This window comes from Gemmatimonadaceae bacterium (assembly GCA_037721215.1).
Taxonomy (GTDB): Bacteria; Gemmatimonadota; Gemmatimonadetes; order Gemmatimonadales; family Gemmatimonadaceae; genus UBA4720.
Map to the genome: position 1 here is coordinate 1 of JBBJNV010000030.1, position 26,163 is coordinate 26,163.

24 protein-coding genes are annotated in these 26,163 nt (G+C 60.5%); 14 read left to right on the forward strand and 10 right to left on the reverse strand.

Annotated elements, in window-relative coordinates; translation table 11 throughout:
* A partial coding sequence (locus tag WKF55_14675; GenBank protein ID MEJ7760824.1) for a hypothetical protein occupies positions 1–1,362 on the forward strand: 1,362 nt, incomplete at its 5' end.
* Between the two features lie 80 nt (positions 1,363–1,442).
* Here the strand turns inward: WKF55_14675 and WKF55_14680 are convergent.
* The gene (locus tag WKF55_14680) at positions 1,443–2,198 is read right to left on the reverse strand and encodes a hypothetical protein (GenBank protein ID MEJ7760825.1); all 756 of its coding nucleotides are present in this window, start codon (positions 2,196–2,198) and stop codon (positions 1,443–1,445) included.
* 54 nt (positions 2,199–2,252) lie between these two features.
* Here WKF55_14680 and WKF55_14685 point away from each other — a divergent pair, with 54 nt between their 5' ends.
* Entirely contained in the window at positions 2,253–3,605 is a 1,353-nt protein-coding gene (locus WKF55_14685; protein MEJ7760826.1) for a thymidine phosphorylase, read from the forward strand.
* On the opposite strand, the gene gyrB is transcribed toward WKF55_14685, so the two are convergent.
* The 4 genes from gyrB to WKF55_14705 all read right to left on the reverse strand — a co-directional run bounded on the left by gyrB (position 3,602) and on the right by WKF55_14705 (position 7,877).
* Positions 3,602–5,539 carry a DNA topoisomerase (ATP-hydrolyzing) subunit B gene (gene gyrB / locus WKF55_14690; GenBank protein ID MEJ7760827.1) on the reverse strand — a complete coding sequence of 646 codons (1,938 nt, stop codon included), beginning with the start codon at positions 5,537–5,539 and terminating at the stop codon, positions 3,602–3,604. The two genes, WKF55_14685 and gyrB, sit on opposite strands and share 4 nt — an antisense overlap.
* Before the next feature lie 138 nt (positions 5,540–5,677).
* Positions 5,678–5,986 carry a DUF721 domain-containing protein gene (locus WKF55_14695; protein ID MEJ7760828.1) on the reverse strand — a complete coding sequence of 103 codons (309 nt, stop codon included), beginning with the start codon at positions 5,984–5,986 and terminating at the stop codon, positions 5,678–5,680.
* The gene (gene recF / locus WKF55_14700; protein MEJ7760829.1) at positions 5,983–7,101 is read right to left on the reverse strand and encodes a DNA replication and repair protein RecF; all 1,119 of its coding nucleotides are present in this window, start codon (positions 7,099–7,101) and stop codon (positions 5,983–5,985) included. Before recF ends, WKF55_14695 begins: the two co-directional genes overlap by 4 nt.
* A complete protein-coding gene (locus tag WKF55_14705; GenBank protein MEJ7760830.1) occupies positions 7,098–7,877 on the reverse strand; it encodes an enoyl-CoA hydratase-related protein in 780 nt (259 codons plus the stop codon). The genes recF and WKF55_14705 overlap by 4 nt, the downstream gene beginning before the upstream one ends.
* A 71-nt stretch (positions 7,878–7,948) precedes the next feature.
* On the opposite strand from WKF55_14705, the gene WKF55_14710 reads away from it, so the two are divergent.
* From WKF55_14710 to WKF55_14740, 7 genes are read left to right on the forward strand one after another with little or no spacing between them, the layout of a single operon-like run.
* Positions 7,949–8,989: a hypothetical protein gene (locus tag WKF55_14710; GenBank protein ID MEJ7760831.1), complete on the forward strand. Its 1,041-nt coding sequence runs from the start codon at positions 7,949–7,951 to the stop codon at positions 8,987–8,989.
* Positions 8,990–9,037: 48 nt separating this feature from the next.
* Positions 9,038–10,531 (forward strand): glycerol kinase GlpK, encoded by a 1,494-nt coding sequence (glpK, locus tag WKF55_14715; protein ID MEJ7760832.1) that lies wholly within the window; start codon positions 9,038–9,040, stop codon positions 10,529–10,531.
* Positions 10,528–11,805, forward strand: a complete 1,278-nt coding sequence (locus WKF55_14720; GenBank protein MEJ7760833.1) for an alpha/beta hydrolase — start codon at positions 10,528–10,530, stop codon at positions 11,803–11,805. The genes glpK and WKF55_14720 overlap by 4 nt, the downstream gene beginning before the upstream one ends.
* Before the next feature lie 53 nt (positions 11,806–11,858).
* The gene (locus WKF55_14725) at positions 11,859–12,305 is read left to right on the forward strand and encodes a cytochrome c maturation protein CcmE (protein ID MEJ7760834.1); all 447 of its coding nucleotides are present in this window, start codon (positions 11,859–11,861) and stop codon (positions 12,303–12,305) included.
* The gene (locus WKF55_14730; GenBank protein ID MEJ7760835.1) at positions 12,302–14,350 is read left to right on the forward strand and encodes a heme lyase CcmF/NrfE family subunit; all 2,049 of its coding nucleotides are present in this window, start codon (positions 12,302–12,304) and stop codon (positions 14,348–14,350) included. Before WKF55_14725 ends, WKF55_14730 begins: the two co-directional genes overlap by 4 nt.
* Positions 14,347–14,931, forward strand: a complete 585-nt coding sequence (locus tag WKF55_14735) for a cytochrome c-type biogenesis protein CcmH (GenBank protein MEJ7760836.1) — start codon at positions 14,347–14,349, stop codon at positions 14,929–14,931. The genes WKF55_14730 and WKF55_14735 overlap by 4 nt, the downstream gene beginning before the upstream one ends.
* Positions 14,928–15,272, forward strand: a complete 345-nt coding sequence (locus tag WKF55_14740) for a hypothetical protein (GenBank protein ID MEJ7760837.1) — start codon at positions 14,928–14,930, stop codon at positions 15,270–15,272. The genes WKF55_14735 and WKF55_14740 overlap by 4 nt, the downstream gene beginning before the upstream one ends.
* 41 nt (positions 15,273–15,313) lie before the next feature.
* Here WKF55_14740 and WKF55_14745 read toward each other — a convergent pair whose 3' ends face one another.
* The 3 genes from WKF55_14745 to WKF55_14755 form a co-directional block, all read right to left on the reverse strand.
* Positions 15,314–16,474 carry a hypothetical protein gene (locus WKF55_14745; protein MEJ7760838.1) on the reverse strand — a complete coding sequence of 387 codons (1,161 nt, stop codon included), beginning with the start codon at positions 16,472–16,474 and terminating at the stop codon, positions 15,314–15,316.
* 2 nt (positions 16,475–16,476) lie between these two features.
* Positions 16,477–16,947, reverse strand: coding sequence for a hypothetical protein (locus WKF55_14750; GenBank protein MEJ7760839.1), 471 nt, complete (start codon positions 16,945–16,947; stop codon positions 16,477–16,479).
* A 111-nt stretch (positions 16,948–17,058) separates the two neighbouring features.
* Positions 17,059–17,841 (reverse strand): ABC transporter ATP-binding protein, encoded by a 783-nt coding sequence (locus WKF55_14755; GenBank protein MEJ7760840.1) that lies wholly within the window; start codon positions 17,839–17,841, stop codon positions 17,059–17,061.
* 216 nt (positions 17,842–18,057) lie between these two features.
* Here WKF55_14755 and WKF55_14760 point away from each other — a divergent pair, with 216 nt between their 5' ends.
* Together WKF55_14760 and WKF55_14765 are read left to right on the forward strand one after the other, a co-directional pair.
* The gene (locus WKF55_14760) at positions 18,058–19,464 is read left to right on the forward strand and encodes a multicopper oxidase family protein (GenBank protein MEJ7760841.1); all 1,407 of its coding nucleotides are present in this window, start codon (positions 18,058–18,060) and stop codon (positions 19,462–19,464) included.
* Positions 19,465–19,478: 14 nt separating this feature from the next.
* Complete coding sequence (locus WKF55_14765) at positions 19,479–20,672, forward strand: c-type cytochrome (protein MEJ7760842.1); 1,194 nt, start codon at positions 19,479–19,481, stop codon at positions 20,670–20,672.
* Between the two features lie 85 nt (positions 20,673–20,757).
* Here WKF55_14765 and WKF55_14770 read toward each other — a convergent pair whose 3' ends face one another.
* Together WKF55_14770 and cutA are read right to left on the reverse strand one after the other, a co-directional pair.
* Positions 20,758–21,630: a hypothetical protein gene (locus WKF55_14770; protein MEJ7760843.1), complete on the reverse strand. Its 873-nt coding sequence runs from the start codon at positions 21,628–21,630 to the stop codon at positions 20,758–20,760.
* A complete protein-coding gene (cutA, locus tag WKF55_14775) occupies positions 21,627–21,962 on the reverse strand; it encodes a divalent-cation tolerance protein CutA (protein ID MEJ7760844.1) in 336 nt (111 codons plus the stop codon). The genes WKF55_14770 and cutA overlap by 4 nt, the downstream gene beginning before the upstream one ends.
* A 276-nt stretch (positions 21,963–22,238) precedes the next feature.
* Between cutA and WKF55_14780 the strand changes: the two genes are divergently transcribed.
* From WKF55_14780 to WKF55_14790, 3 genes are all read left to right on the forward strand, one after another.
* A complete protein-coding gene (locus WKF55_14780; protein MEJ7760845.1) occupies positions 22,239–23,117 on the forward strand; it encodes a hypothetical protein in 879 nt (292 codons plus the stop codon).
* Positions 23,118–23,532: 415 nt separating this feature from the next.
* Positions 23,533–24,960, forward strand: coding sequence for a hypothetical protein (locus WKF55_14785; GenBank protein ID MEJ7760846.1), 1,428 nt, complete (start codon positions 23,533–23,535; stop codon positions 24,958–24,960).
* Positions 24,961–25,115: 155 nt separating this feature from the next.
* Positions 25,116–26,129 (forward strand): hypothetical protein, encoded by a 1,014-nt coding sequence (locus tag WKF55_14790; protein ID MEJ7760847.1) that lies wholly within the window; start codon positions 25,116–25,118, stop codon positions 26,127–26,129.
* The last annotated feature ends 34 nt before the right edge of the window (positions 26,130–26,163 follow it).

The following is a 26,163-nucleotide window of genomic DNA, read 5'->3' on the forward strand; positions in this document are numbered from 1 at the left end:
CCGGCTGGTGTGATCGCCGCGCGGGTTACTCCGCGTCAACTGCTCGCGCTCGGCGTAAGCATCGATGTCGATGCATTGCCGGCCGCCATCCGGACTGCCATCGCCGCTTCGAACGCAGCGGTGCTGGACGATCCAGCGATGACTTTAGCGATTTTCAACGCCAATGCGGTTATCGGCCTGCCGATCAAGGACACGAACGCCGACGGGGTCATGAACGCCGCCGCTGGCGACAAGATTGGAACCAGTTGCGCTCTCTGCCACACCACCGCAATGGACGGCAGGATTTTTAACGTGGAGGGTGGCGGTTCAGTCGGCCGGCGGGAAGATGGGCGGGCCTCGCACAATCTCAATTTCGGGCGCCTGATGGCGGTTGGCACCAATTCCAGAGCGCTGTATCCGATTCTCCAGCTCGCTCTGAGCGCTAACGGTGGCGGTACGATCGGCCGGGCGCCCACCGGGCTCAATGAGAACTCCACCGAGGCGGAAGTAGACGCGTATCTGTCGAATCCGGCGTTCTATCCGGTCGGAATGTTCGACGACACGTTCGATGGCAATGGCGATCCGATGCACAATACGCCGCTGTTCCGCCAGGACCTGGCGGGCTCGTTCGGCAGCGAGGGAGCGATCGCACGGCTCGACAACTTCAGCAATCTTGTGTACACGGGCCTGCTCGATCCGACAACTCTGACCACCCCCGGCGGCCGCGCCTTCCTGATGAAGCTCGGCGGAGCGGCGGGCATCGAGATCGCAGACGACTATGTCAAGGTCCTCACCGCAACCGGCGTGACCGGATACCCCTTCGTCACCGCGCCGGCGAGCCCCGCCGCCGGTACCGAAGACGCGCCTCTGGGCATACGGGTCGACAACGCCCGCCTCCTCGCGATGAACGCATATCTTGTCAGCCTGCCCGCGCCACCCGGAGTGGGAACCAGCGATCGCGGCCGCACTTTATTTCGCACAACGGCCGGCTGCACTACCTGTCACAACGTCAATCAGGGAAGGCCCGTTCCGACCACGATTCACGCGATGAAAACCATTTTCCCGGGTGACAACCCAGTGCAGCTCGCGACGCGCATGCCACCACTCAACCCGGTGCTGAACACGGTAAACAACATCTTCGATGACAAGATGGTCATCGTAAACGCCAGCATCCGTGGCGAGAAACGCGGGATTGCGATGCCTCTGCTGCTCGACCTGGCGCGCAAGCCCGTGTTCCTGCACGACAATTCGGTGCCATCCATGGAGCTGTTGTTCAATCCCAGCCGCGGCGCAGATGCTCCGCATCCGTTCTATGTCGCGAATGCGGCAGACAGGGCAGCAATTATCTTGTATCTCCAGGGGCTGGACACCAACAGCAGGTAACTCGTTCCGGCTCGGTGCAGCGAAATCGTGCCGAGGGATGCGCCGCGCCCTTCCTGCTGGACGGTGGGAAGGGTAGCGCATCAAAGCGAGTTCAGTCCCGCCCGCGCCTGCGCCTTGTAATGACCGTCATTTACGTCGCCGATCGGTAGCCTGAGCGCCGTCTCGAACTCTGCCCGCGCTTTTGCCTTGTTGCCGACATCGCGATAAACCTCTCCCATGTCCACGCGGTGGACGACACGGTCGGGTTCTGCCGCTACCGCCTGCTCCATGTAGCGAACCGCGTCCTTCCAGCTCGCTGATCCGAACACCCGGCCGCCAAGAATGTTCTTCGCAACCATCCGGGTGATCCCGTTGAGCCGCATAATCTCGGCGTTCCACATTCCCATCACGTGCATGCATCCCGCATGACGCGGATTGGCCTTTAGACAATCGAGTGCACGAGCGCGAATCTCAGTCCCGTACTTGACCCGTCCGCGCGCACTCCTGGTCAGCGCTGTCTTGCCGAGTGCCCTTGCGAGCGAAAACTGACCCTCGGCCTCGGCGGCACGCAGCGCGACCGCCTTCCGCGCGTATCGCTCGGCATTCGCATACATTGCCGAGCGTCGCGATGCATCCGGCAGATATGAACCGATGTCGATAGCCGAACGGGACGCCTTCCACTGCGCTTCGTAACTTGCAGGATCGGCTGCGAGCGCTTTTTCGTAGTATGCCAACGCTGAAGGTGCGTCCATCGCCGCGTAGTCACGATCACCCTTCACGATGTATTCGGCGGCGGTTTGAGCATTGACCGACGCGGCCGTTAACACGATGAACACTGCAGGAAGAAAAAAACGCATTTGTCCCCGGATTGAGATGTTATTGCAGCGAATTCTTACACCCCGCCGCCGCCAATGATCGTTCCCCGCCTCATCGAGAGAAAGCGGGATGGACTTCGCCTGGATGACCGTGAGTGGCATGAGATCGTGCACGCCTATGCGGACGGCGCAGTCCCCGATTACCAGATGTCTGCCCTGCTAATGGCGGTCTATTTCCAGGGACTGGACAGCGGTGAGATGAATGCGCTCACCGATGCCATGATCGAAACGGGCGGGCGACTCGATCTAGCGCACCTCGCCATTCCCCGCATCGACAAGCATTCCACGGGCGGAGTAGGCGACAAAGTTTCGCTGATACTCGCGCCGCTTATAGCATCGCTCGGTGTCGCCGTCCCCATGATGTCCGGTCGCGGGCTCGGCCATACCGGAGGGACTCTCGACAAGCTGGAGTCGATTCCTGGCTTTCGGACCGACATGTCGCTCGCCGCTGCCCGAAACCAGATCGACGCGATTGGATGCGCACTTATCGGTCAGACTGCCGAAATCGCGCCGGCCGATCGAAAGCTGTATGCGTTGCGCGACGCGACCGCTACGGTCGAGGTAATACAGCTCATCGCTGCGAGCATCATGAGCAAGAAGCTTGCTGAAGGACTCACTGGTCTCGTGCTCGACGTCAAGCGCGGCGCAGGTTCGTTTATCCCCGACGAAAAACGCGGAGTGGCCCTCGCCAACGCGATGATCGAGCTGGGGAAAGCCCGCGGATGCCCGGTCGTCGCATTGTTGACGGCCATGGACAGGCCGCTGGGTTACGCATGTGGCAATGCGCTGGAGGTTGTCGAGTCGATCAATGCATTGAATGGAAACGGGCCGCCGGATCTGATGGATGTCACCTTCGCACTTGGCGCGGAGATGTTGATGCTCGGCGGAGTGTCGCCAACGGCCGAGTCGGCATGGGATTCCATGCAGGACGCGATCTCGTCGGGACGCGCGGCAGCAAAATTCGCGGCAATCGTGGAGGCGCAGGGAGGTGATCCCCGCGTAGTTGACGATCCGTCGCTGTTACCCGCGGCCGCCGTGACAGGAGATTACGTCGCGCCCCGAAACGGCTTCATTACTGAAGTGTCGCCCCGTGCCATCGGACATGGGATCATCTCACTCGGAGGTGGGCGCACGACGATGGAAGACACCATCGATCCGGCAGTGGGATTTGTAATCCTGGCGAAACCCGGCGACCGGGTAGATGCGGGCGACATCCTCGGGACGATCCATGCCCGCAACGAACATTCTTTCGCGGAAGGCGAACGGGTTCTTCGTGACGCAATAAAGATCGGCGGCGAGCCGGCATCATCACTTGAGCTGATATCGCTGCGAATTACCGCCGACGATAATGCGGCGTGGCGAAAACCTGGAAGCGAGCCGCGCTCCTAGATATCCAGATTCGTGACGAACTTCGCGTTCTGCTCGATGAACAACCGTCGCGGCTCGACTTCGTCGCCCATCAGCGTCTGAAAAGTCTGGTCGGCCAGTACCGCATCCTCCATCGTCACCTTCAGGATCGTCCGCGTCTCGGGATCCATCGTCGTCGCCCATAGCTGCGACGGGTTCATTTCACCGAGTCCCTTGTATCGCTGAATGTAGGCGGTCGATTTGCCATCTCCATTGCTGAGGCGGCCGGCGTAGTCATCACGCTCTTTCTCATCGTAGGCATAGTATTCTTCCTTACCCTTCGACACCCGGTAAAGGGGCGGCTGCGCGATGTAGATATACCCCGACTCGATGAGCTCCGGCATCTGGCGATAAAAAAACGTCAGCAGCAGCGTGCGGATGTGAGCCCCGTCGACGTCGGCGTCGGTCATGAGGATCACCTTGTGATAACGCACGTGCTCTACTGAGAATTCTTCCTTGATGCCAGCGCCGATTGCAGTGACGATCGTCCGGATTTCCTCGTTGGAGAGAATCTTGTCGATCCGTGCTCTCTCGACGTTGAGGATTTTGCCCCGGAGCGGGAGTATTGCCTGAAACGCGCGGTTCCGCCCCTGTTTCGCCGAGCCGCCGGCGCTGTCGCCCTCGACGAGATAGATCTCGCACAGCGCGGGATCGCTTAGTGAGCAATCGGCGAGCTTCCCCGGAAGGTTGCCGATGTCGAGTGCCGATTTCTTGCGGGTGAGATCACGCGCCTTTCTCGCCGCCTCGCGAGCGCGCGCCGCCGACACTGCCTTTTCGATGATGATGTTCGCTACCCGGGGGTGCTCCTCGAGGTACTCCCCAAGCAGTTCGTTCACGACGCTCTTCACCGCGCCTTCGACTTCTGAATTGCCGAGCTTCGTCTTCGTCTGACCCTCGAACTGCGGTTCACGGACCTTTACCGACAGGACCGCCGTCAGACCTTCCCGAACGTCGTCTCCACTAAGAGTGAATTCTCCATTTTTCTTTGTCTGGTTTCGCGCGGCATAGGCGTTGATGGTCCGCGTAAGCGCTGACTTCAGCCCCGTGAGGTGTGTCCCGCCCTCATGGGTGTTGATGTTGTTCACGAACGAGAAAACGTTCTCGTTGTACTGATCATTGTATTGGAATGCGAGCTCGATGCCGACGTCATCTCTTTCAGTTTCGATGTAGACGATTTCGGTATGCAACGGCTTTCGGGATGCGTTGAGAAACTGAACCATTTCCCGCAAGCCGCCCCGGGCAAGGAAGATCTCGTGCTTCTCGATGCCTTCGCGTTCATCGTGAAGCCGGATCTCGACTCCCTTGTTCAGGTACGACAGCTCCCGGAGACGGTTTGCAAGTATGTCGTAATCGAATCTGAGCTCGGTGAACACTTCGGGATCTGGTTTGAACCAGACCTTGGTGCCCCGGTCGCGAGGCCCGACCTTGCGGATCACCGACAACGGCGTACGCGTATACCCGCGCACGAAATCCATGAAGTGTTCCTTTCCGTCACGTTTTACCCACACCTTGAGCTGCTCGGAAAGCGCGTTGACCACCGACACTCCAACGCCATGCAGGCCGCCGGAAACCTTGTAGCTGTTCTTGTCGAATTTTCCGCCGGCGTGGAGCACTGTCATGGCCAGCTCGACCCCCGGAATACCCTCCGTTGGATGAATGTCCACCGGAATTCCGCGACCGTCGTCCTCGACAGTGATCGAGTCGTCAGCATGAATCGCGACCTCGATCAGCTTGGCGTGGCCGGCGAGCGCCTCATCGATCGAGTTGTCGACAACCTCGTATACCAGGTGATGGAGCCCGCGCGATGAGGTCGAACCGATATACATACCGGGCCGCTTCCGCACCGCCTCAAGACCTTTGAGTACCTGAATATCGCCGGCGTCGTAACGATCGCCGCCGCCTGAAGGTGTCTTCACCATTATTGACCGTATATAGCTATGGAAGGAGCCGAATACATACCGAAAAAGCGATGGTCGGCAGATTGACTAATCTAAGGCTGAAATGGGATTTACGCAATGGCTGATTGATAGACTAAGCCGTTACGCCAGAATAACTTAGCGTCTCAACAGGAATCGGATTTTCCTGATCGGTACCCGCCCCTCGACGCCGTTCAACGCCCCGAGTAGCTCCGGCTCCAGCAGCGACAGCTCAGTCATCCACCCATGGTTGTTAACCGCAACGAACAACGTTCCGTCCTGCGTCACCGAGATCGGCCAGGTCACCGCCGCAATACTGTCGCCGACCAGCAGCGGCCAGTCCGCTATCGACTCCGCCTGCTCGACACGCTTCTTCAGGCCGCGCCGCGCCAGGAAGCCCGAGACTGCATCTGACATGGGAACAGGTGCGCCTTTTTTTCTGGTCACGCGGCGGCTCTCAGAACTCCGCCGTGAATTTCTCGCCTCTCCAGGTCCAGCAGTTCGGGGGGAATGTCGCTCTCCCTGGGTACCACGAGAATCGTCTGCCCCAGGCCCGCCACGCGCAGCAGCTCGAGAATCTTCGCCGACCGTCTCACGTCGAGCTCGGCAAATGGATCGTCCAGCAGTAACAGCGGCTCGATGCCCCGCGCCGTCCGTAACGTCGCGCCTTCCAGCATCCTGAGCGCAATCGCCGCTGTGCGCTGCTGGCCCGCTGAGCCGAACAGGCGCAACTCGCGGCCGTTCAGCATGAAGGCCAGGTCGTCCCGGTGCGGTCCCGAATGGGTCAAGCCGCGTTTGATATCCATCTTACGCTGTCTCTCGAACGCGTTCGCAAGCGCCCCTCGTACGTCGGACTCGGCTGCTGCTGCACTCCTGTAAGTCATCAGCGACTCGCCCGGCTCGCCTACGGATGTAGCCAGCGCCGAGAAGTGGCTGCTTCGCTCGCTGACCCAGCTCGCCCGCTCGCAAATAAGGGTGGCCCCGTGCTCAGCCAGCGCCGGCTCCCACACCGCGACCGCCGTGCCGTTCCCGTTGCCCCGGCCCGCGTCCCGAAGCGACGCGTTCCGACGGGCGAGTGCCGCACGGTATTGCTGCAGGGCGCGAAGATAAGGTCTTGAGGAAAGCGCCAGGACCAGATCGAGAAACCGCCGCCGTTCGCTTGGCGGACCTGCGATCAGCTGAATATCGCGGGGGGAGAACATCACCGACGGCAATGCTCCAAAAGCGTCGCTCAATCGCGTGATCACCGAGCCGTCAATCGACACCTTCTTTCTCTTGCCGACACTCTCGAATCCCACCGATAATTCGTGTGCCGACTCCGTGCGGGCCCGAAAGCCAAGGTGAAAACCCCTGGCACCGAAACGTATGAGATCGCGGTCTCGGGCACCGCGCACGCTTCTCAACACCTGCATGTAATAGATGCCTTCGAGAAAATTGGTCTTACCCTGGCCGTTTTCGCCGATGATTGCCACACCTGCCTCCGGCAGCTCGACCGACATCTTCTCGATATTGCGAAAATCCGTAAACGTGGCCCGGGTCAGCCAGGCCTTGCTGGCCGTCACCTGCCCTTGAAATCCGGAGCTCGCTTCGCGAGAAACGCCGTCATGCCTTCGCGCATGTCATCCGTCGCGGCGAGCAGGCCGAAGTAGTTCGATTCGAGAATCAGCGCCTGATCGAGCGGCATGCCCAGTCCGCGATCCACAGCCTCGATACACAGGGCAATCGCCAGCGGGCCGTTGGCAAGAATCTGGCGCATCGTCTCGGTCGCCGCCGCCATGAGATCGTCCGCAGGCACAATCCGGTTGACAAGCCCGATGCGAAATGCTTCGGCAGCGTCGATCACTTCGGCTGTCAACAGCAGCTGAAGAGCACGGCCTTTGCCGACCAGGCGCGGTAAACGCTGGGTCCCCCCATAGCCTGGAAGAATTCCGAGCTTGACCTCGGGCTGACCGAACTTCGCGTGCTCCGACGCGATACGAAAATGGCACGCCATCGCCAGCTCGCAGCCGCCACCTAATGCGAATCCATTGACTGCAGCGATGACCGGCTTCGGCGAACTCTCGAATCGGCCGAAGACATCCTGGCCTCCGCGTGCAAGGTCTCTCGCGCTCAGTGGGCCCTGACTTTGCAACTCGGAAATGTCCGCCCCGGCAACGAACGCACGGCCGGCACCAGTAAGAATCAGGCCCTTGATTTCATTCCGGTTACGTACCTCATCGATGGCGACTCCAAGCTCGGCAATTGTCGCCGCGTTCAAAGCGTTGAGCTTGTCGGGACGGTTTACGGTCACGGTCGCAATGTCGGCGTTCAACTCGAGCTTGAGAAACTGGTAGTTCATGGCGTTCGAGTTGAGGTGGTTTGCCGGAAGCTGTAATGTACGCGGCTGATCTTTCCTTCGCCTGAGGCTGGATGGCAGACAAGTGGATTCTCCGTAAAGGCTCGAAAGACGACGGATTTCGCTACACCGGGCCCGACGGCAAGGCGATTCGGGCAAAGGGCAAGCTCGAGCGGATTGATCTGCTGCGGATCCCGCCCGCGTGGCAGGACGTTCATATTGCCGCCAACCCGCGTGCGGCGATCCAGGTTTGGGGGCTCGACGCGCGCGCGCGCAAACAGTACCGGTATCACGCGCGTGCGGTTCAGAAGGGGCAGCTGCGCAAATACTATCGCGTGCGTCAGATGGCCAACGACCTTCCCGGGATCCGGAAAAAGTTCGACAACGATTTCAGCGCACGCGGCTTCACACGCGATAAAGTGTGCGCCGCGATAATGCTGCTCATCTCGGACTCATTCTTCCGGGTCGGCAGCGAACGCTATGAACGGGAGAACAGCACTTTCGGCCTTACCACGCTGAAAAAATCTCACGTCTCCGTTTATCGCGACAGGCTGATCTTTGACTATGTGGGCAAGAGAAACATCCCGCAGAAGCAGACCGTCACCAGAGGCGGGATCGCTGAGCTCACTTCCGCCGACATGGCGGTATTCATACGCTCGCTGCTGAAAAAACCGGGAGATCGGTTGTTCCGGTACAAGGCAAACGGCGTCTGGGCCGACGTCGACGCCACAGACGTAAACGACTATTTGCAGGAGATCGCCGGCTTCCCATACACCGCCAAGGATTTTCGCACCTGGGGAGGAACCCTCCGAACCGCCACCGTGCTCGCCGACATAGGTTCGGCACCTTCCAGAACGGCGCGTAACCGCATCGTCGTCACCGCGGTTCGGCTGGTTGCCAGTGAGCTCGGCAACACGCCGGCAATCGTGCGCAAATCATACGTTCATCCGGTTGTGATCAGCCGCTTCCTGAAAAGCGGTGAGACGATTGTCGCGCCTCACGCTCCCAAGGCCAGGCGTTCCGCCGTCGATCAGCTTTTGCCCGAGGAGAAGGCATTGGTGAGGTTTCTCGATACCCACTTTCCAGAACGACGCAGCGAGCGGCGCGAGCGATAAATGGGCTCCCATATGATTTGTGAGAACAGTTTCTCTGCGGGCCGATAGATGAAACATGTTCTCGCCATCGACCAGGGGACTACGGGCTCCACCTGTCTGGTTCTGTCCGCTGACGGACTGATTACCGGCCGCGCGTACAGGGAAATCACGCAGCATTTCCCCCGCCCCGGATGGGTCGAGCACGATGCGACAGAAATCTTAGATCGAACACTGGACGCGGCACGGGAAGCCATCCGAGCCAGCGGAGTCACCCCGGATGCGATCGGCATCACCAATCAGCGGGAGACGGTTGTCGTCTGGGAGAAAAGCTCAGGGAGACCGCTCGCGCCGGCGATCGTCTGGCAGGACCGCCGAACCGCGGAGCGATGTCGGACACTGGCTGATCGCGCGGAATGGATTAGCTCGCTAACCGGGCTTCCGCTCGATCCATACTTCTCGGCGACAAAGCTGGAAGTGCTGCTCGCACTTCCTGAGGTCAAGGCCCGCGTGTCCGCGGGTGACGCGCTTGCCGGAACGATCGATTGCTGGATGACATGGAAACTCACTGGCGGGAAGGTGCATGCTACAGACCCGACCAACGCGTCGCGAACGATGCTGTTCGACATCGGCGAGCGGCGCTGGAGCGAAGAGCTCTGCTCGCTGTTCGGGGTCCCGATGGAGATTCTTCCTGAGGTAAGGCCGTCCAGCGGGGATTTTGGCGCAACAGTACCATGGTGCTTCGGGACTGAGATTCCCATCCGGGGTATTGCGGGCGACCAGCAAGCGGCGCTGTTTGGCCAGGGATGTGTCAATGCCGGCGAGGCGAAGAACACCTATGGTACTGGTGCATTCCTGTTACTCAACACTGGCGACGTACGGCCAGAGCCGGGTGACGGCCTTCTCTCGACCGTCGCATGCGATGCAGGCGGCGAGTACGCGTATGCACTCGAGGGCTCGATCTTCATTGCTGGTGCTGCCGTACAATGGCTGCGTGACGGGCTTGGAATCATCGACGCTGCCTCCGACGCGGAGCCATTGGCGCGCAGTCTCGAATCGAATGATGGAGTTTATTTCGTCCCCGCTCTGGCCGGCCTCGGCGCACCGCATTGGGAACCCGAGGCCCGGGGCATGATCACTGGTCTTACACGGGGCACTTCACGCGCGCATCTCGTACGTGCGGCGCTTGAAGCGATGGCCTGCGGAACTGCGGACGTGTTCGATGCTATGAAGGAGCGCAGCGGTGTGCCATTCACGCGATTGAGGGTGGACGGCGGTGCTGCAGTGAACGATTGGCTGATGCAATTTCAGTCGGACATGTTGAGAGTGCCGGTGGAGCGTCCGGAGATGGTAGAGACAACCGCGTTAGGTGCTGCGGCACTTGCAGGCCTTGCGGCAGGGGTCTGGAGCAGCGCCGCCGACTTCATGGCGGTGAAGCGCTACACCGTATTCGAGCCAGCCATGGACGACGTAGCCGCCAGCGCCGTACGTTCCGGCTGGGACCGTAGCGTCAACGCCGCGCTGTACTGGGCGCGCAACCCTCGCATCAGAGAGGATCATTCGTGATCTACCGTGTTTTCCGTACGCTGGCCGCACCATGCTGCCTGGTTGCAGGCGCGTGCGCGACGCAAGCTCCGTCCGTTGTGACGGCGCCAGCGCCTGTAGCCGCAACGCAGAATTCCGTCACCCTCTCCACTGCGACCGGGGGCATTGTCGGCACACTCAATCTGCCAGCGGCAAGTCTGCCCGTACCGGTGGTGCTTATTATCGCCGGGTCCGGACCAACCGACCGGGATGGCAACAGCCCCGCGCTTCCGGGCAAAAACAACAGCCTCAGGATGCTTGCCGACGGCCTTGCCTCGAGCGGCATCGCTTCGGTGCGTTACGACAAGCGGGGAATCGCTGGCAGTAAGGCGGCAGCCGGGGCAGAGCAGGACCTTCGCTTTACTCATTACGTCGAGGACGCGACTGCCTGGGCCCAAAAACTCCGGGCGGACTCCCGGTTCTCGAGCGTGACAATCGTGGGCCACAGCGAAGGCTCGCTTATCGGAATGGTGGTTGCCCGCGAAGCAGAGGCCGACGGATACGTTTCAATTGCCGGTGCCGGCCGAAAGCCCGCGGAAATAATCATTGAACAGCTTTCGGGGCAGGTCCCGCCGGAAATGCTGCGACAATCACAGCGGATTCTTGATCAGCTATCGCGCGGGGAAACGCCCGACTCCGTGCCTCCCGCTCTGTACGCTCTCTTCAGGCCGAGCGTTCAGCCGTACATGATGTCGTGGTTCGGGTACAGTCCGACTGACGAAGTCGCCAAACTGACCATCCCCGTTTTGCTGCTTCAAGGCTCGACCGATCTCCAGATTACCAGGAAGGATGCGAAGCTCCTTTCAGCAGCGATTCCCGCCGGCCGGTATGTATTGATCGACGGAATGAATCACGTTCTGAAGAGTGCGGCAGCAGATCGCCAGGAGCAGATGAAGCTGTACAGCGACTCGACGGCCCCCGTCGTGCCGCTCCTTGTTGAAGAAATCGCGACCTTCGTGAACGGCCTGCCCAGGCGCGTAGCAGTACATCGTTCGCCGCCGCTGTTTGGGCCGGACAAGATCAAGCATTTCTTCATCTCGGCGTTTATCGGAGCAGCTGGCTTCGGCGCACTCCAGGCCGTTGGCGCGGGCCGGGACCTGGCGCTGGCCGGCGCGCTTGGAGCGACTGCGGCTGCGGGCCTCGGCCGCGAAGTTTACGACCGGCGGACAAAGGGCGATTTCAGCATCGCCGACCTCGTATGGGATGCGGCGGGCGCCGGGGCCGCCCTGCTCGTAATCAACAAAACACAGCGATAAAGGCCGATTGTGCGCCCTGTGACTTGCCTGTGCCACGCCCTATATTCCTCTCCGTGAAAGCGCGCTCGAAATTTCTCCTTGGCGGCGTCGTCGTGCTTGGATCGGCCGGCTACCTCATGGCCAGCTCCATTCGCGACACGGCGGTCTATTACCTGACGCCCGCAGAACTTTCGGCCAAGACAGTCGCTGACCCTACTTTCTTCGGGACCGGTGTCAAAGTCGGAGCGCGAGTCGTTCCGGGCTCGATTGTCCGCGAAGCCGGCGGTCGTCAGGTTGCGTTTGTAATGACCGACGGAGCCACCAACTACAACGTCGTGTACCGTGGGATCACGCCGGACACGTTTACTGATGGAGTAGATGTGGTCGTCGAAGGCAGGCTCGGCCGCGACGGTATTTTCCACGCAACGACACTTCTCGCGAAGTGCGCTTCGCGATACGAAAACGCACCAGAAAAATACAAGTCCACCCCCGGCTACCGCGCGGCGGCTGACAGCGCGTGATCCTGGTCGGCGAGCTGTCGCTGTGGGTCGCACTCCTCATGGCGATCTGGGCGGCAACAGTATCCTTCGCCGGCGGTGCACTTAATCGGCGTGACCTTGTACTGAGTGGCGAGCGCGCTGTTTACGCCACACTCGGCATGGTCGTGCTCGCATCGGCGGGCCTCTGGACGGCGCTGTTCACTCACGATTTTTCGATCAAGTACGTCGCGTCGTTCTCGAGCGCGAACCTCCCGAAGATCTACACTTTTACGGCGTTCTGGGCGGGGCAGGCCGGGTCGATGCTGTTCTGGTGCCTCATCCTCGGCATTTATGCGGCGCTGGCCGTGTACTCGAACCGCACGCGCAACCGGGCGCTGATGCCCTATGTGTCGGGCACGATGGCGGTGGTCCTCGTTTTCTTTCTGGCCACGATGTGCCTCGGCGCGAATCCATTCGAGCGGCTGGACTGGATTCCACCCGATGGTCGCGGAATGAATCCGCAGTTGCAGAATCCCGGTATGGCGATACATCCGCCGACTCTTTATCTGGGCTACGTGGGGACCACGGTTCCGTTCGCGTTTGCCATTGCGGCGCTGCTCACACGGCGGCTCGACGCCGAGTGGCTGGCTGCCGTCCGGCGGTGGACGCTTTTCTCATGGTTCTTCAATACGATAGGAATTCTGCTCGGCATGTGGTGGGCCTACGTCGAGCTCGGATGGGGCGGCTACTGGGCTTGGGATCCGGTCGAAAACGCATCGCTCCTGCCGTGGCTGGTCAATACCGCATTCCTGCATTCAATCATGGTGCAGGAAAAACGGGGAATGCTCAGGAAGTGGAACGTGACGCTGGTGGTTTCGACGTTTCTTTTGTCGATTTTCGGCACCTTCATTACGCGTAGTGGAATTATCTCGAGCGTGCATTCCTTCGCCCAGTCGCCGGTGGGCAACTGGTTCGCGGTTTTCCTGGTGTTCGCCATCGCCGTCACCGCGTATCTCGTCACGACCAGACTCAAGGATCTCGAATCCAGGGCCAATCTCGAGAGTATGGTCAGCAGGGAAGCGGCATTTCTGTACAACAATCTGATTCTGGTCGGCATCGCGTTCTCGGTGCTCTGGGGCACCGTGTTCCCGATCATCACCGAAGCTGTTCGCGGCGAGAAGATCACGGTGGGGCCGCCGTTCTTCAATGCGGTCAATGTGCCACTCGGTCTGTTGCTGCTTCTCCTCACCGGTATCGGGCCCCTCATCGCCTGGAGGCGCGCTTCAATCGGCAACCTCCAGCGCCAGTTCGCGGCGCCGGTGATTGCCGGCGCGACAACCTGTTTCATCGTGCTGGTGTTTGGAATGCGTGACGTCACCGCGATCCTGGCCTACAGTTTCGCCGGGCTGGTGACGATGACGATTACGCAGGAGTTCTACAAGGGAGTCGGTGCGCGTCGGAGGATGTACGACGAGCAGGTAGTGCCGGCGTTTGCGCGATTGATTGCCCGGAACCGTCGGCGCTACGGCGGCTACATCGTACACATGGGGATCGTTGTGATCTTCGCCGCGTTTGCAGGCCTGGCGTTCAAGAAAGACTACGACGTGACGATGAGGGCGGGTGATGTAAAGGAGCTCACCGACCCGTTCGGGAGGAAGTGGCGGTTCGTGAGCCAGGGCGTATCCCGGTATGACGTGCTCAACCGGCAGGTAACGGCGATTGCTCTGGATGTCAGTCGCGATGGGGAACGGCAAGGCGTACTGACGAGCGAGAAAAGACAGCATGTCGACAGCCGTGGCGCTCCTACCTTCGAGCCGTCGACTGAAGTTGGAATCATGGAGTCGTTCAAGGAAGATCTGTATGTGGTGCTCGCTGGTGTCGGTGCAAGCGACACGGCGGAGATGCGGATTACGTTCAACCCACTCGTGCGATGGGTCTGGATCGGTGGTGCGCTGATGGCGATTGGTGGCCTGATCGTGATGTGGCCGCAAGCCCGGCGGCTCCGCCCGGAAAGCGGATACGCGGCCGTGATGCCATCGTTCGATGCGGGTGAGCCGGCGCCGGCGAGAGAGCTGGTCGAGGCGTGAAGGTCACGCGGCGTGAATTTGTTGGTGCACTGGCCGGAGGAGCAGCGTCTTTTGCGGCCACCCGCAACGTTACTGCGATGCAGATCACGCAGCCGGTCGTCGGTCCTCCAATGCAGCAGGACGCGTACCGGCCGGTGAAGCTCGAGGCGCGAGCAGGCGCCGGTCCGTCGATGACTGCTGAACAGCGCGATGACCTCGAGCACGACATCAAGTGTCAGTGCGGATGCGTGCTCGATATCTATACGTGTCGCACCACGGACTTCACGTGCGGCGTGTCGCCGGCCATGCACACCGATGTCATGGGGCTGGTCGCTGGCGGGTTCGGGGCGCAGGAAATCCTCAACGCGTTTCAGGCGGTTTATGGGGAACAGGTTCTGATGGCTCCGCTGAGGCAGGGGTTCAACTGGGTGGGATATCTGATGCCATTTGCGGCGCTGATCACTGGCGGCGTGACGATCGCCGCGCTGATCAGACGCTGGGGTGCGCGAGGCAAGCTGCATGCGTCGGCCCCCATTCCGGCCCTGGATGCAACTCCTGCGGAGATGGAGGCATTGCAGGCCGCAATACGTGACGACCGATGACGGCACTTATCGTTGGAACGTTGCTCGCGCTGACGGCGCTGTCGTTTGTGCTGTATCCGATGCTGACAAGCGCCGGCGAATCGGTGACAGTTCCCGAAGCGCGCCCGATGGTTTCCAGCGATACAAGCCAGGCTGCGGCGGTCGATGCGCTGCGCGAGATCGAATTTGATCGAGCTACAGGCAAGCTTTCGGATTTCGACTACGATTCGCTCAAGGCTTCGTATACGCAGCGCGCTTTGACGGCGATGCGCGGCGAAAAAGGGAGTGTTTGCGAGAACTGCGGTCCGCGCTCCGAGACTGGCGCCATCTTCTGCTCGAATTGCGGGACAGCTCTGAGCTGATTCCGCAACAGCTCGGAGCACTACTCACGATCCACGTCTGGCTACAGCTCCAGGCTTTCCAGCCTCCGCTTGGCCAGACGAAGCGGAACGACCGTAGCGACGACACAGACCACGGCCGCCAGCCCGAACCCGATCCACATCTCACTCGGGTTTTGCGGCGTGCCGAACGTGCGTGACGCCAGATAGCTGAACACCGGCCTCGCCTCGAGCGTGATCGCGGCACCAATCACCACGATTGCCGCCATCATGAACAACAGCCCCCCGAACGACGTAGGAATCTGCGCTGCGTTCTCCGAATCGAATCGGGGAAACAGTGTTCCGAATCCCACCGCGAGGCCGGCAATCGCAAAAGTCATCATGGTGATCGTGAAAACCGACACCGCCATGATGAACTCGGTCACCTGCATCAGAATACTGGTGATCAGCACGAGACCCACGGCGAATATGAGCAACGGCAATGTTCCCACCCAGAACTTGGACCAAAGGAGCTCACGCATCTCCAGCGGACTTGACCGCAACAACCACATCGTCCGGCCTTCGAGACTCACTCCCGGGAAGATGAATCGCGCCGCGATCGAGGCCAGCACGAATCCGGAGAGTACGAGATTGAGAAACGGTATCAGGTTGGACACGAAGAACGTCACGCCCTCGCCTCGGAGCGGCAGAAACTTGATGTTGAAGATGTACACCACGACCAGTACCGCCAGCAGAATGAGCTGAGACCATTGGGTGGTGTCGCGGAAGAAAAGCCTTACCTCCTTGAGCACCAGCTCCCGCCGCACCAGTCCGAGCGGTGTCAGCATTTTCGCGAAGATGCGGGACATCAATCCGGTTCTGATCCCCTGGCCGGCGCCTTCCTGTGCTTTGGTAAACCCCTTGGAAAACAGCGAGTTGTGCAACGCCGCTCCGATAACCAGGAACGCAGCCGCGGTTGACCAGAGCAGATAAAACGGCAGGGCATCAGGTTCTTCCCGTAGCCAGCTCATCACGCCGGTCTGCACCCACTCGCTCGGCAGCCACGGAGACGTGGGAGTCTTGAGCAACGAGACGAACTCGATCAGCGACGTGAATCCCTCCGGACGCGCGAGCGGTTCGGGACGCATGAGGCGGAATAGCAATACCACTCCACCGGCTGCAAGCACGGCGATCACGCTCAGGATGTCCTTTGTGCGGCGCGCCGGAAAAATGTTGACGAGCAGCATCGTCAGCGCCGTGCCGATAACTGACGGCAGCAGCAGAAACGGAATGAACGTGCAATCACCACCAGCAGAAAAACCGGCTCGCCGTCGTACGCAATGCCATATGCCAGGAACATCGGCACCGCCATCAGCACCACCATCCAGCTCGAGAGAAGACACGTCTCGGCCAGCTTCGCAAAGTAGAACCGCAGCCAGTCCACCGGTCCGGCGACGATCATGTCCAGATCTTTCGCCAGGAAAAAAGTCGCCAGCGAGCTGATCACATTCGACAGCAGCAGCATTCCGAAAAAGCTGATGAGGATGAGACCGAGAAGCTTGCCAGCGAGGAGGGGTCCGATCTCCGGTATCCCCTTGAAATAGCTGAGCAGCCGATAGAGCACGACGAACACGAATCCCCAGAAGAACACACCGACCCCGCCAAGCACAAGGGTACGTCCAGCGGTCCCGGAGTCCTTTTTTGCGGAGCGTGCACGCATGCTGTTCCATTTCGGCGACAGCAGGTGCAGTAAGGTCGCGCCCTAGGCAGCTATCGGCTGTGTGGGCGTTTCTGTCGCAGAAACGGTCACCACCGCCGCAGGCAAGACACATCAGGCATCAAGCACACCCACGAACTCGCGAGCTGCGTTCTCCCCGGTAAGCTTGAGGAAGATTTCTTCGAGGCCATCGTTGCCGGTTGCGGAAGCGGCGCGAAGCTCATCCATCGTGCCGAGTGCCCGGATCGTCCCACCCTGAATGATGCCGATGCGGTCACACATCGTCTCGGCCACTTCGAGCGTGTGGGTGGACATCATGATCGTGTTGCCGCGCCGCGTATACTCGGCGAACAGATCCTTCAGAATCCGCGTCGCTTTCGGGTCGAGCCCGACCATTGGCTCATCGACGACAATGACAGCGGGTTTGTGAATGAACGCGCTGGAGATGATGAGCTTCTGCCTCATGCCATGGCTGTAACTCTCAACGAGCTCGTCCCGCCATTCATCGAGGTCGAAGAGAGCGAGAAGCTCGCGACCTCGATGCTCGATGGCCTTGCCATTCTGACTGTAAAGCCCGGCAACAAACCGCAGGAATTCTGCGCCGGTAAGCTTTTCATAGATGAACGGTCGGTCCGGGATGTATCCAAGCATTGCCTTGGCGGCCATCGGGTCGACAGCGACATCGATACCGGCAATGCGCGCGGTGCCCGCGGTTGGCCGGAGAATTCCGGCGATCATCCGTAGCGTGGTCGTTTTTCCGGCGCCGTTGGGGCCCAGAAAACCAAAGAGCTCGCCTTTGGGGACTTTGAGGTCGATCGCGTTGACGGCCGTAAACGTACCGTAGCGCTTCGTGAGTGCGTTGAGTTCTATCATGGCGGTACCATAGGACGAACGCATGGTGCAAAGGGTAAGCGCACTGCCCCCCGTGCCGTCGTAGACCGCGTTGCTCCACCAACGTCAGGGACTCGATCCGGTCAGCGAGTCACAAATGTATTGTCGCCGCGGCTGGGTATTGCAATGGATTCCTGGTATTGCCATCTTGGCCCCTGAAAATCTTCCACCTCTGACACGATTCAGACCCCAATGACCCGTAGCGTCACATTGTCAAGCGTGTTGGCACTGAGTTTGTGGCCCGGACTTCTCGCTGCTCCAAATACGCGCGAACTCCACGCGGGCGCTTCGCCGCTCGAGGCGAGCCGGTTTGAGAATCCGCCGGCGATGGTCAATCTGTCCAGGGTTCCCCGGACTGTCGAAGTGAAGCTCGCCGCCGCGGAAACGAAGCTGTCGATCCTTCCCGGTACATCCACTGATGCGTACACGTACGAAGGGAAGCTGCCCGGTCCGACGCTTGAGGTGCGGGAGGGCGACCGGGTAATTGTGCACTTCACGAATAACCTGCCGGTCGAGACAACTGTGCACTGGCACGGACTGCACCTCCCGTACGAATCAGACGGCAGCCCTTTTCATCCGATCCCGCCAGGTGGGAAGCGTGATTATAGCTTCACGCTGCGGCCAGGCAGTGCGGGCACCTACTGGTATCACCCGCATCCCGATCACAAGACAGGATACCAGATAGCGAAAGGACTTTACGGCGCGATCATCGTGCGCGCAAAGGACGATCCGCTCCCGGCGACACTCACCGAAAAGCTGATCGTCCTTTCCGACAACCGGTTCGACGAGGCCAGCGGCGTCGCCATTCCCGAGCCGCACACCGTGCAGGGGCTGATCGATCGCGAGAACGGCCGGGAGGGCGCCGTCATTCTCGTGAACGGGCGCGTGACTCCGACCATCGACATCCGGCCCGGCGAAGTGCAGCGATGGAGGGTTGTAAACGCGTCGGCCGCGCGGGTGTTCCGGCTTGCCATTCCGGGGCACACCCTTACACAGGTCGGCACCGATGGCGGGTTGTTCGAGAAACCGGTGGAGATGAAGGAGATCGTCATCGCGAACAGCGAGCGAGTAGAGCTGCTCGTTAGAGGCACGGGGAAGCCCGGCGAGACCGCCGTTCTTCAAACGCTTCCGTACGACCGCTACGTGCCGCAGACGCGTCCCGCTGACTGGAAAAATTCGCGCGACGTGCTGACGCTTCGCTACACGAACCAGCGGGCCGCGGCTGCGTTCGTGATCCCTGCGACGTTGCGCCGGATCCCCGCTCTCGACACAACGAAGGCCACCGTGCGGCGGACGATTACGCTCTCGCAGGGGCTCATCAACGGCAAAACGATGGACATGAACCGGATCGACGTCAGCGCGAAGCTGGGCGCGACAGAGATCTGGGAGATCGAGAACATCGTCGGCATGGACCACCCGTTCCACCTGCACGGATTTCAGTTCCAGGTGCTCGACCGAAATGGCATTCCGGAAAAGGACAGGCGGTGGAAGGATTCGATCAACCTGCCGAAGCACGAAACTGCGCGATTCATAGTGAGGTTCGACAACTACCCGGGAAAGTGGATGTTCCATTGCCACATTCTGGATCACGAAGATCATGGAATGATGGGAATTCTCGAAGTCAAATGACAAAGGGAGGCAACATGATGAGACGGCTTAACAACGCGTGGCGGGTGTGCGGATCATCGGGCGTTGCTGTTCTGTTCGCGGGGTGCACGGGGCAGACCGCTGTGCCGGAACCGGCCGCCACGGCCATCGCATCGAGCCAGGCACCGATGGACCAGGTTCGGCGAGGCAGGGCAGCCGTCCTGTCGAGCGCATGCGGAGACTGCCACGGACCTGGCGTGTCGAACCCGTCGCGTGCCGGCTGGCTTGCGGGTTGGGCGAGTCCGCAACAGGATATGCCCGTGGGGCCTTTCATGACCCGGCCGCGCAATCTCACGCCAGACAACGCCACTGGTACTGGGCATTACACCGAGCGCCAGATCTTCAACGCATTGCGCTACGGGCTTCGGCCCAGCGCAACGCCTGACCTCGAGATTACCTCGAGCACTCCCGGCCAGGGCAACCACCCCGCAAAACCGAACTACCTCGCTCCGACCATGCCGTGGCTGGAGTGGAGGCACAAACCCGATGAGGAGCTGCGCGCAATTGCTGCATATCTCAAGCGTGGTCTCGCACCAGTCACGAACAAGGTGCAGGACAGTCAGGCGCCTCCGGATCTCTGGGCAAGCGAGTTCACGGTTGCCAAACATGGTCCTTATCCCGCACTCCCGTTCCCCACAGCGAACGAGGCGGCAGGCCGTGGGGATCAGGCAAAGGTGACCCGGGGTCGAGCGGTATTAATCAAGAGTGGTTGTGGGGGTTGCCACGGTGGCGGGGGAAATCCGGCCGCCACTGGATGGCTTGCAGGGATCAAAGACTCGACCGGCGATTTCGCGATTGGTCCCTGGAAGACCCGGCCACGCAATCTCACTCCTGACAACACGACGGGGATGGGGCGCTTCAGCGAGCGGCAGATCTTCAACTCGCTGCGATACGGGCTTCGCCCGGGAGAAACGCCTGATGTGGAGATCACTTCGACCACACCCGGCCAGGGCAACTTCCCGGCGGTTCCCAAATATCTCGCGGTGCCCATGCCGTGGCCCTCGTGGCGCCACATGGCTGACGAAGACCTTTGGGCTATCGCAGCCTACCTCAAACACGGCGTCAAGCCAGTTAGCAACCGAGTCGCGGACAGTGAGGGGCCGCCAGACTTCTGGGCCGGCGAATATACCGTTGCGAAAATCGGAACTTATCCCGCGCAACCGTTTCCAAGCGTGAACGAACGGAAGTGAACCGAAGTCGATGAGGTGATGGCTGGAGCCGCATGCGTCGTACGCAGTTTCGGCATGCGGCGCCATTTTGCTGCGAGAGGTTGTGCTACCTGCCCGGCGTCCTGGCCGGAAACGGACTGCTACCGCGCCCCTTGCCCGCATTGGCGAGCCTCCAGTTCTCGAACGAGAGCTCGAATGTCGTTCGCACCAGGGAAATGCCCCCTGGCTCGCTCGCGGCGAGAAGCCGACCCGAAGCATCCACCCACGCTGTGATAGGCGCTTCGGGCGTGGTGATTCGCCATCCGCGCACAGACGCCTGACGCGCTCTCACCCAGCGGCCGGTCGGGGAGTGAAATCTGGCGCTGTCGGAGACGAGAAAAAGCGAATCGGCCTCAATTCGCATGGTGACGTCACGAATGCGGCGCGAGACCGGGTCGAAGATCGCGACCTGCGCCGTGTCGCCAATGCGCGGTGTACCACGCAGCAACAGCGGAAGTGGTGACATCGTCGGCACAAATAGCGCCCGTGAGACGATCATCTCCTGAGTAATGGCGCGATCGCCTTCATTTTTGGAGGTCAGGAGGAGAGTATTATCCTCCCCTTTCTGCATCACGCCCCGGAGGGCAAGAGGAGCGAGATCGCCGGTCGCGCGAACGTTGAAGTCGCGGAGCCTCAACCCTCTCGTGAAGCTCGCTTCCGATCGTGCCTCGAGTCGCAATGTATCGGGCCCGACCGGCACCGCGCCACGGAGAAAATCGCTCGACAGGATCATCGACGTAGTCGTGTCGATTGCCGAGGACGCTGCGCCCACCTGATTCCCGTTCTGCTCCAAGATGTAATACCATGTTGCCGGCGAAATGCGGAGCGCGGCCTCGGCGAGAATCTGCTCGGGGGTACGCAGCGTGTTGCGGCGGTAGAGCCACCCAATACCGACGGCCCAGATTGCGAGAACTGCCAGCGCTATAACGCGTCGATTCACGCGAGCGTCAAGCTGGTTTCGCTGTTTATCCAGCCGAGGTAGCGTTCGAGGCCTCCAGTGACTGGGATGGCGAGCAGCTCGGGCACCTTGTAGGGATGAAGCTCGGCGAACGCGCGCCGCAGACCTTCGATGCATCCGGACCGCGTCTTGAGCATGACAACCGCTTCTTCCTCGTCGGCAATCTTGCCTTCCCAGCGGTAAATAGAACGAGCACCGCCCGTCACCGTTCCGCAGGCGATAAGCCGCCGGTCGAGGAGCGCGCGAATGAGTGCGACCGCTTCGTCAGTGGTCGCGATGGTGGTGAGAACTACGACTGCATCGGTGTGCGACAAGCGGGTGCCCCGGAAAAAAGTCTGGTCAAGATAATACCGCGGCTGATGGTTGGCTGGCGGAATTTGCTCGCTTCCCTACATTGGACTGCCGAGGACTAACCAGCTTCGCGACCAGCCGGAGCCACCTCCGGTAACATAGGATGCAGGGTGGAGAGAATCGCGGCAAAATCGGCATCGGACGGGGACATGATACCAACGTCAGTTCGCATATGTTGTGGCCTCGTCGTAGCGCTATCGGCCTGCGCGCCATCGCCTCGCACGACCCCTGAACCGCTTTTGTCTCCAGGGGTGGAGGCAATCTCATTCCTTGGCGATTCTCTTCGCACTTTCCCGCTGGCGGCCGATACGCGCGCGCGTTACGAAGCACTGCTCGCGGAGGCGCGTGCATCATCCGACCGTGCGCCAACAAATGCCGATTCCATCGTGTGGCTCGGCCGGCGCCTTGCGTACCTCGGCCGCATTCGCGAGGCAATCGGCGTTTACACTCGCGGGATCGCCATCCATCCAGACAATGCGTGGCTGTATCGTCACCGCGGGCACCGGTACATTACGGTGCGCGGCCTTCCCCGCGCCATCGCCGATTTCGAACGCGCGGCCGACCTCGTTCGCGGCGCACCTGACCAGATCGAGCCCGACGGGCAGCCGAACGCGCGCAACACGCCGATAGGCACCCTTCACTCGAACATCGACTATCACCTCGCGCTCGCGTATTACCTCTCCGGCGATTTTGCACGCGCCCTTCCCGTGTACCAGCGCGAGCTTGCCGGCCGAATCAACGACGACCGCCGCGTGTCGATCGCGCACTGGTATTACATGGCGCTCCGCCGGCTCGGCCGCGTCGATGAGGCCGCTCGTATTCTCGTGCCGATCAGCCGTGAGATGAAAGTGATCGAGAACGAGACATACCTGCGTCTGCTTCTGATGTACAAGGGCGAGCTTCCCGCGGATTCGGTGCTCTCCATGAATGCTTCCGGCGAAATGTCTGTCACCGACGCGACCGCGGCCTACGGCATCGGGAACTGGCATCTATATAACGGACGCGCGGCTGAGGCGGAGCGGATTTTCGGGCGGATACTTGCCGGTGGCCAATGGGGCGCATTCGGATATATCGCGGCGGAGGCGGACCTCGCGCGCATGCGGTCAGGTTTACGATGAATTTGGTGGAAGGCGAAAAAAGCGAGTTTTTAGGTCGCCCAGAGTCCCGAACAGCCGTTTCGTCCCGCTAAGTCGTTTAGGTGGCGCAGCGCGCGGAGTCCGCTAAACCTGCGGACTTCGCATGTTCTTTCGCTAAAAATGGTTGATATTTCGCGAAATCCGCTGAGAATAGATGGGAATCGCGCCTGCAAAACCCGAATCCGCTGTGCCGCAAGGTTGTCTTCCAAAATCGTCGGCGTATGGTGAGTCTTGTCTGATCCAAGGTCTATCCGCGGGGTGACCGCATTTTTTCTCGCCCTAATGGGCGCGATTTTTCCGCGGTCGAGTCCTGCGCAAGGCATCACGGGTGCATCGGTTCAGGGACGTATCGCGAGCGCTTCGGGAGCGGCAATGCCAGGGCGGCAGCGCGCTGTCAGTGAGCGGTCAACATTCACGGTTCAACGCGATTCAGATCGGCGGCGGTTCCAGCAACGATTTAGTAGGGATCAGTGCTACGCCCGGAGCAAGTGTGGGCGGAAAAATGATTTCGCTCGAAGCTCTGGAGGAGATTCGCGTCCTGGTCGCGCCCTTCGATGTAAGGCAGGGTGGATTCTCCGGCGGGCTGATCAACGCCGCGACGCGATCCGGAACAAATCAGCTTCGCGGGTCGGCATTCCTTTCTCATTCCCGTGCGGCGCTGGTTGGCCGGGACACGGCGGGCGCCAGTACGCCGACGTTCAATATTCTGCAATACGGATTGAGTCTCGGCGGGCCAATTCTCCGGGACCGTGCCCATTTTTTCGTTGTAGCCGACCTTCAGGCACGCGATGCAACGTTTGCCGGCCCGTCGACTGCCGATCCGTCAACAGGTATCAGCGACTCCACGGCAGCGCGCGCCAGGAAAGTATTCAGGGATACCTACGGATTCGACCCAGGGGGTAGCGAGTCGCCTGTAATCAACCAGCCAAACCGTAATATCTTCGTCAAGCTGTCGGCTCAACCCGCTCAAAATCACTGGCTTGAGCTTAGCCACAGCCGCGCCAATGCCAGCAGCTACGTGTTTAACCGGCTGGTTCGCAATCTGGAAGATCGGCAGGGCTGGCAGCTCTCCAATAGCGGCATCACGCAGCGGTCGAGCAGTGCGACCACGCGGCTGCGAGTGACCAGCGGTTTCGGCGAATTCACAAATGAACTCATCGCGAGCGCTGGAAGCATCGATGACAACCGGGATTCGCGCATCCGCACCCCCCTTTTCCTCGTGCAGGGCGATCTGTCTGGCAGGTACCTCGCGGCTGGTTCCGAAAAGAGCGCTCAGCGCACTGCCATCGAACAGCGCAGTATCGAGCTGACCGACAACGTGTCGTGGCACTACGGCAATCACATGATCACGGCTGGAACCCAGAACCAGTTTCTCAGGGACAACTTCTTCCTGGGTGCCTGGGGGGTATGGACGTTTGCAAACGTCGGCGCACTTGAGCGTCGCGAGCCGTCGCGTTACGAGGTCGCACTCCCACTCCGCGAGGGAGGGCCACTCGCGGACTACTCTGCCAATCTGCTCGCAGGGTATCTCCAGGACAGGTGGAGCGTGACGCCACAGTTTACGCTGACAGGGGGACGAGGATCGACGTCCCCATCATGGATTCACCTCTTCGCAACCGGGCGCTCGCTAATAACGCACCCCTCGGCAATATCGACACGGGCGCGTTTCCATCGGGAAATCGTGTCATCTCGCCGAGGGTTGGATTCTCATGGCATAATCGAAGCTCGATGCTCCGGGGCGGGGTGGGTGGGTTTGCCGGCCGACCACTTTTCGCGTGGCTTACGAATGCCTATGCAGGCACCGGGATGGAGCAGACTGTATTGATCTGTAATGCGCCCGGCACCGCGCCCGCGCCAACAACGGACATTGCGCGGCTTCCACGAAATTGCATAAACACGCCCGCGGTGCCTGCCCCACCGCGAATCACATATTTTGCGTCAGACTTTCGCTTCCAGCAGGCCATCAAGTACGTGCTAGGCGTGGACCATCAGCTGGGCCTCGGTTTCACGACTTCGCTCGATGTGATTCATACGAGGACGAGAAATCACCTTCACGTGGGTGACGTGAATCTGGTAGAGCGTGGAGTTAATGCCGAAGGCCGGATGGTCTATGGAACGCTCTCGACTTCTCAGGGTGGTGTCGTCTCGCACCCAACCCGTGTCGACAGTCTGAACTTCGGGCCGGTTTATCGCTTTGGCAATATCTCGGCCGACCGGTCGACCTCGGTTGCGGCAGAGGTCCAGAAGCACTGGACCGGCGGGGGGCAGTTGCAGTTTGGATACAGCTGGTCGCGGTCGGAAGACGTCATGAGTCTCTTGGGGTTTAACGGACTCGTAATCCTGACAACCAATCCCATCGACGGCTCCATCGCGAAACGCAACCTCCGTCGGTCGGCGCGGGACATCCCTCACAATCTTGTCGCCACGGCTGTTGTGCCCGTCCGCTACGGACTCACGGCATCGATATTTTTTCGCGCGCGCTCGGGAACCCCTTACGCCTATGTGAATAACGGTGACGCCAATGCCGACGGTACCCAGGGCAACGACCTTGCTTACATACCACATGACGCGGCTGATGTCAGCCTGGCGAATCCGGCGGACTATGCGCTGCTGGATGCCTTCATAGACACCGAGTCATGCCTTCGGAATCAGCGCGGTCACATCATGTCACGCAACTCGTGCCGCAATCCAGCCGTGCAAAGCCTCGACCTCCGACTTGCAAAGAGTTTTGGTACGCGAAGGGAAGAGAGGTTGGAGGTCAGCGCCGATGTTTTCAATCTTCCCAATCTGTTGAACCATGGCTCGGGGCTGGTGCGGGAGACGACCGGCCGGGAAGAGACGCAATTGCTGACGGTCGTTGGCTGGGACGGGGCCGCGAATCGCCCGCGGTATCGAATTCCCACGGCCAGCGGCCAACTCGCCGTGAGAAGGAACGGAATCGTGGTCGATGCGTCCCGGTGGAGAATGCAGCTCGCCGCCAGATACAGCTTTTGAAGGATGTCGCGGGGCAGTTTCAGAATGCCAGAAG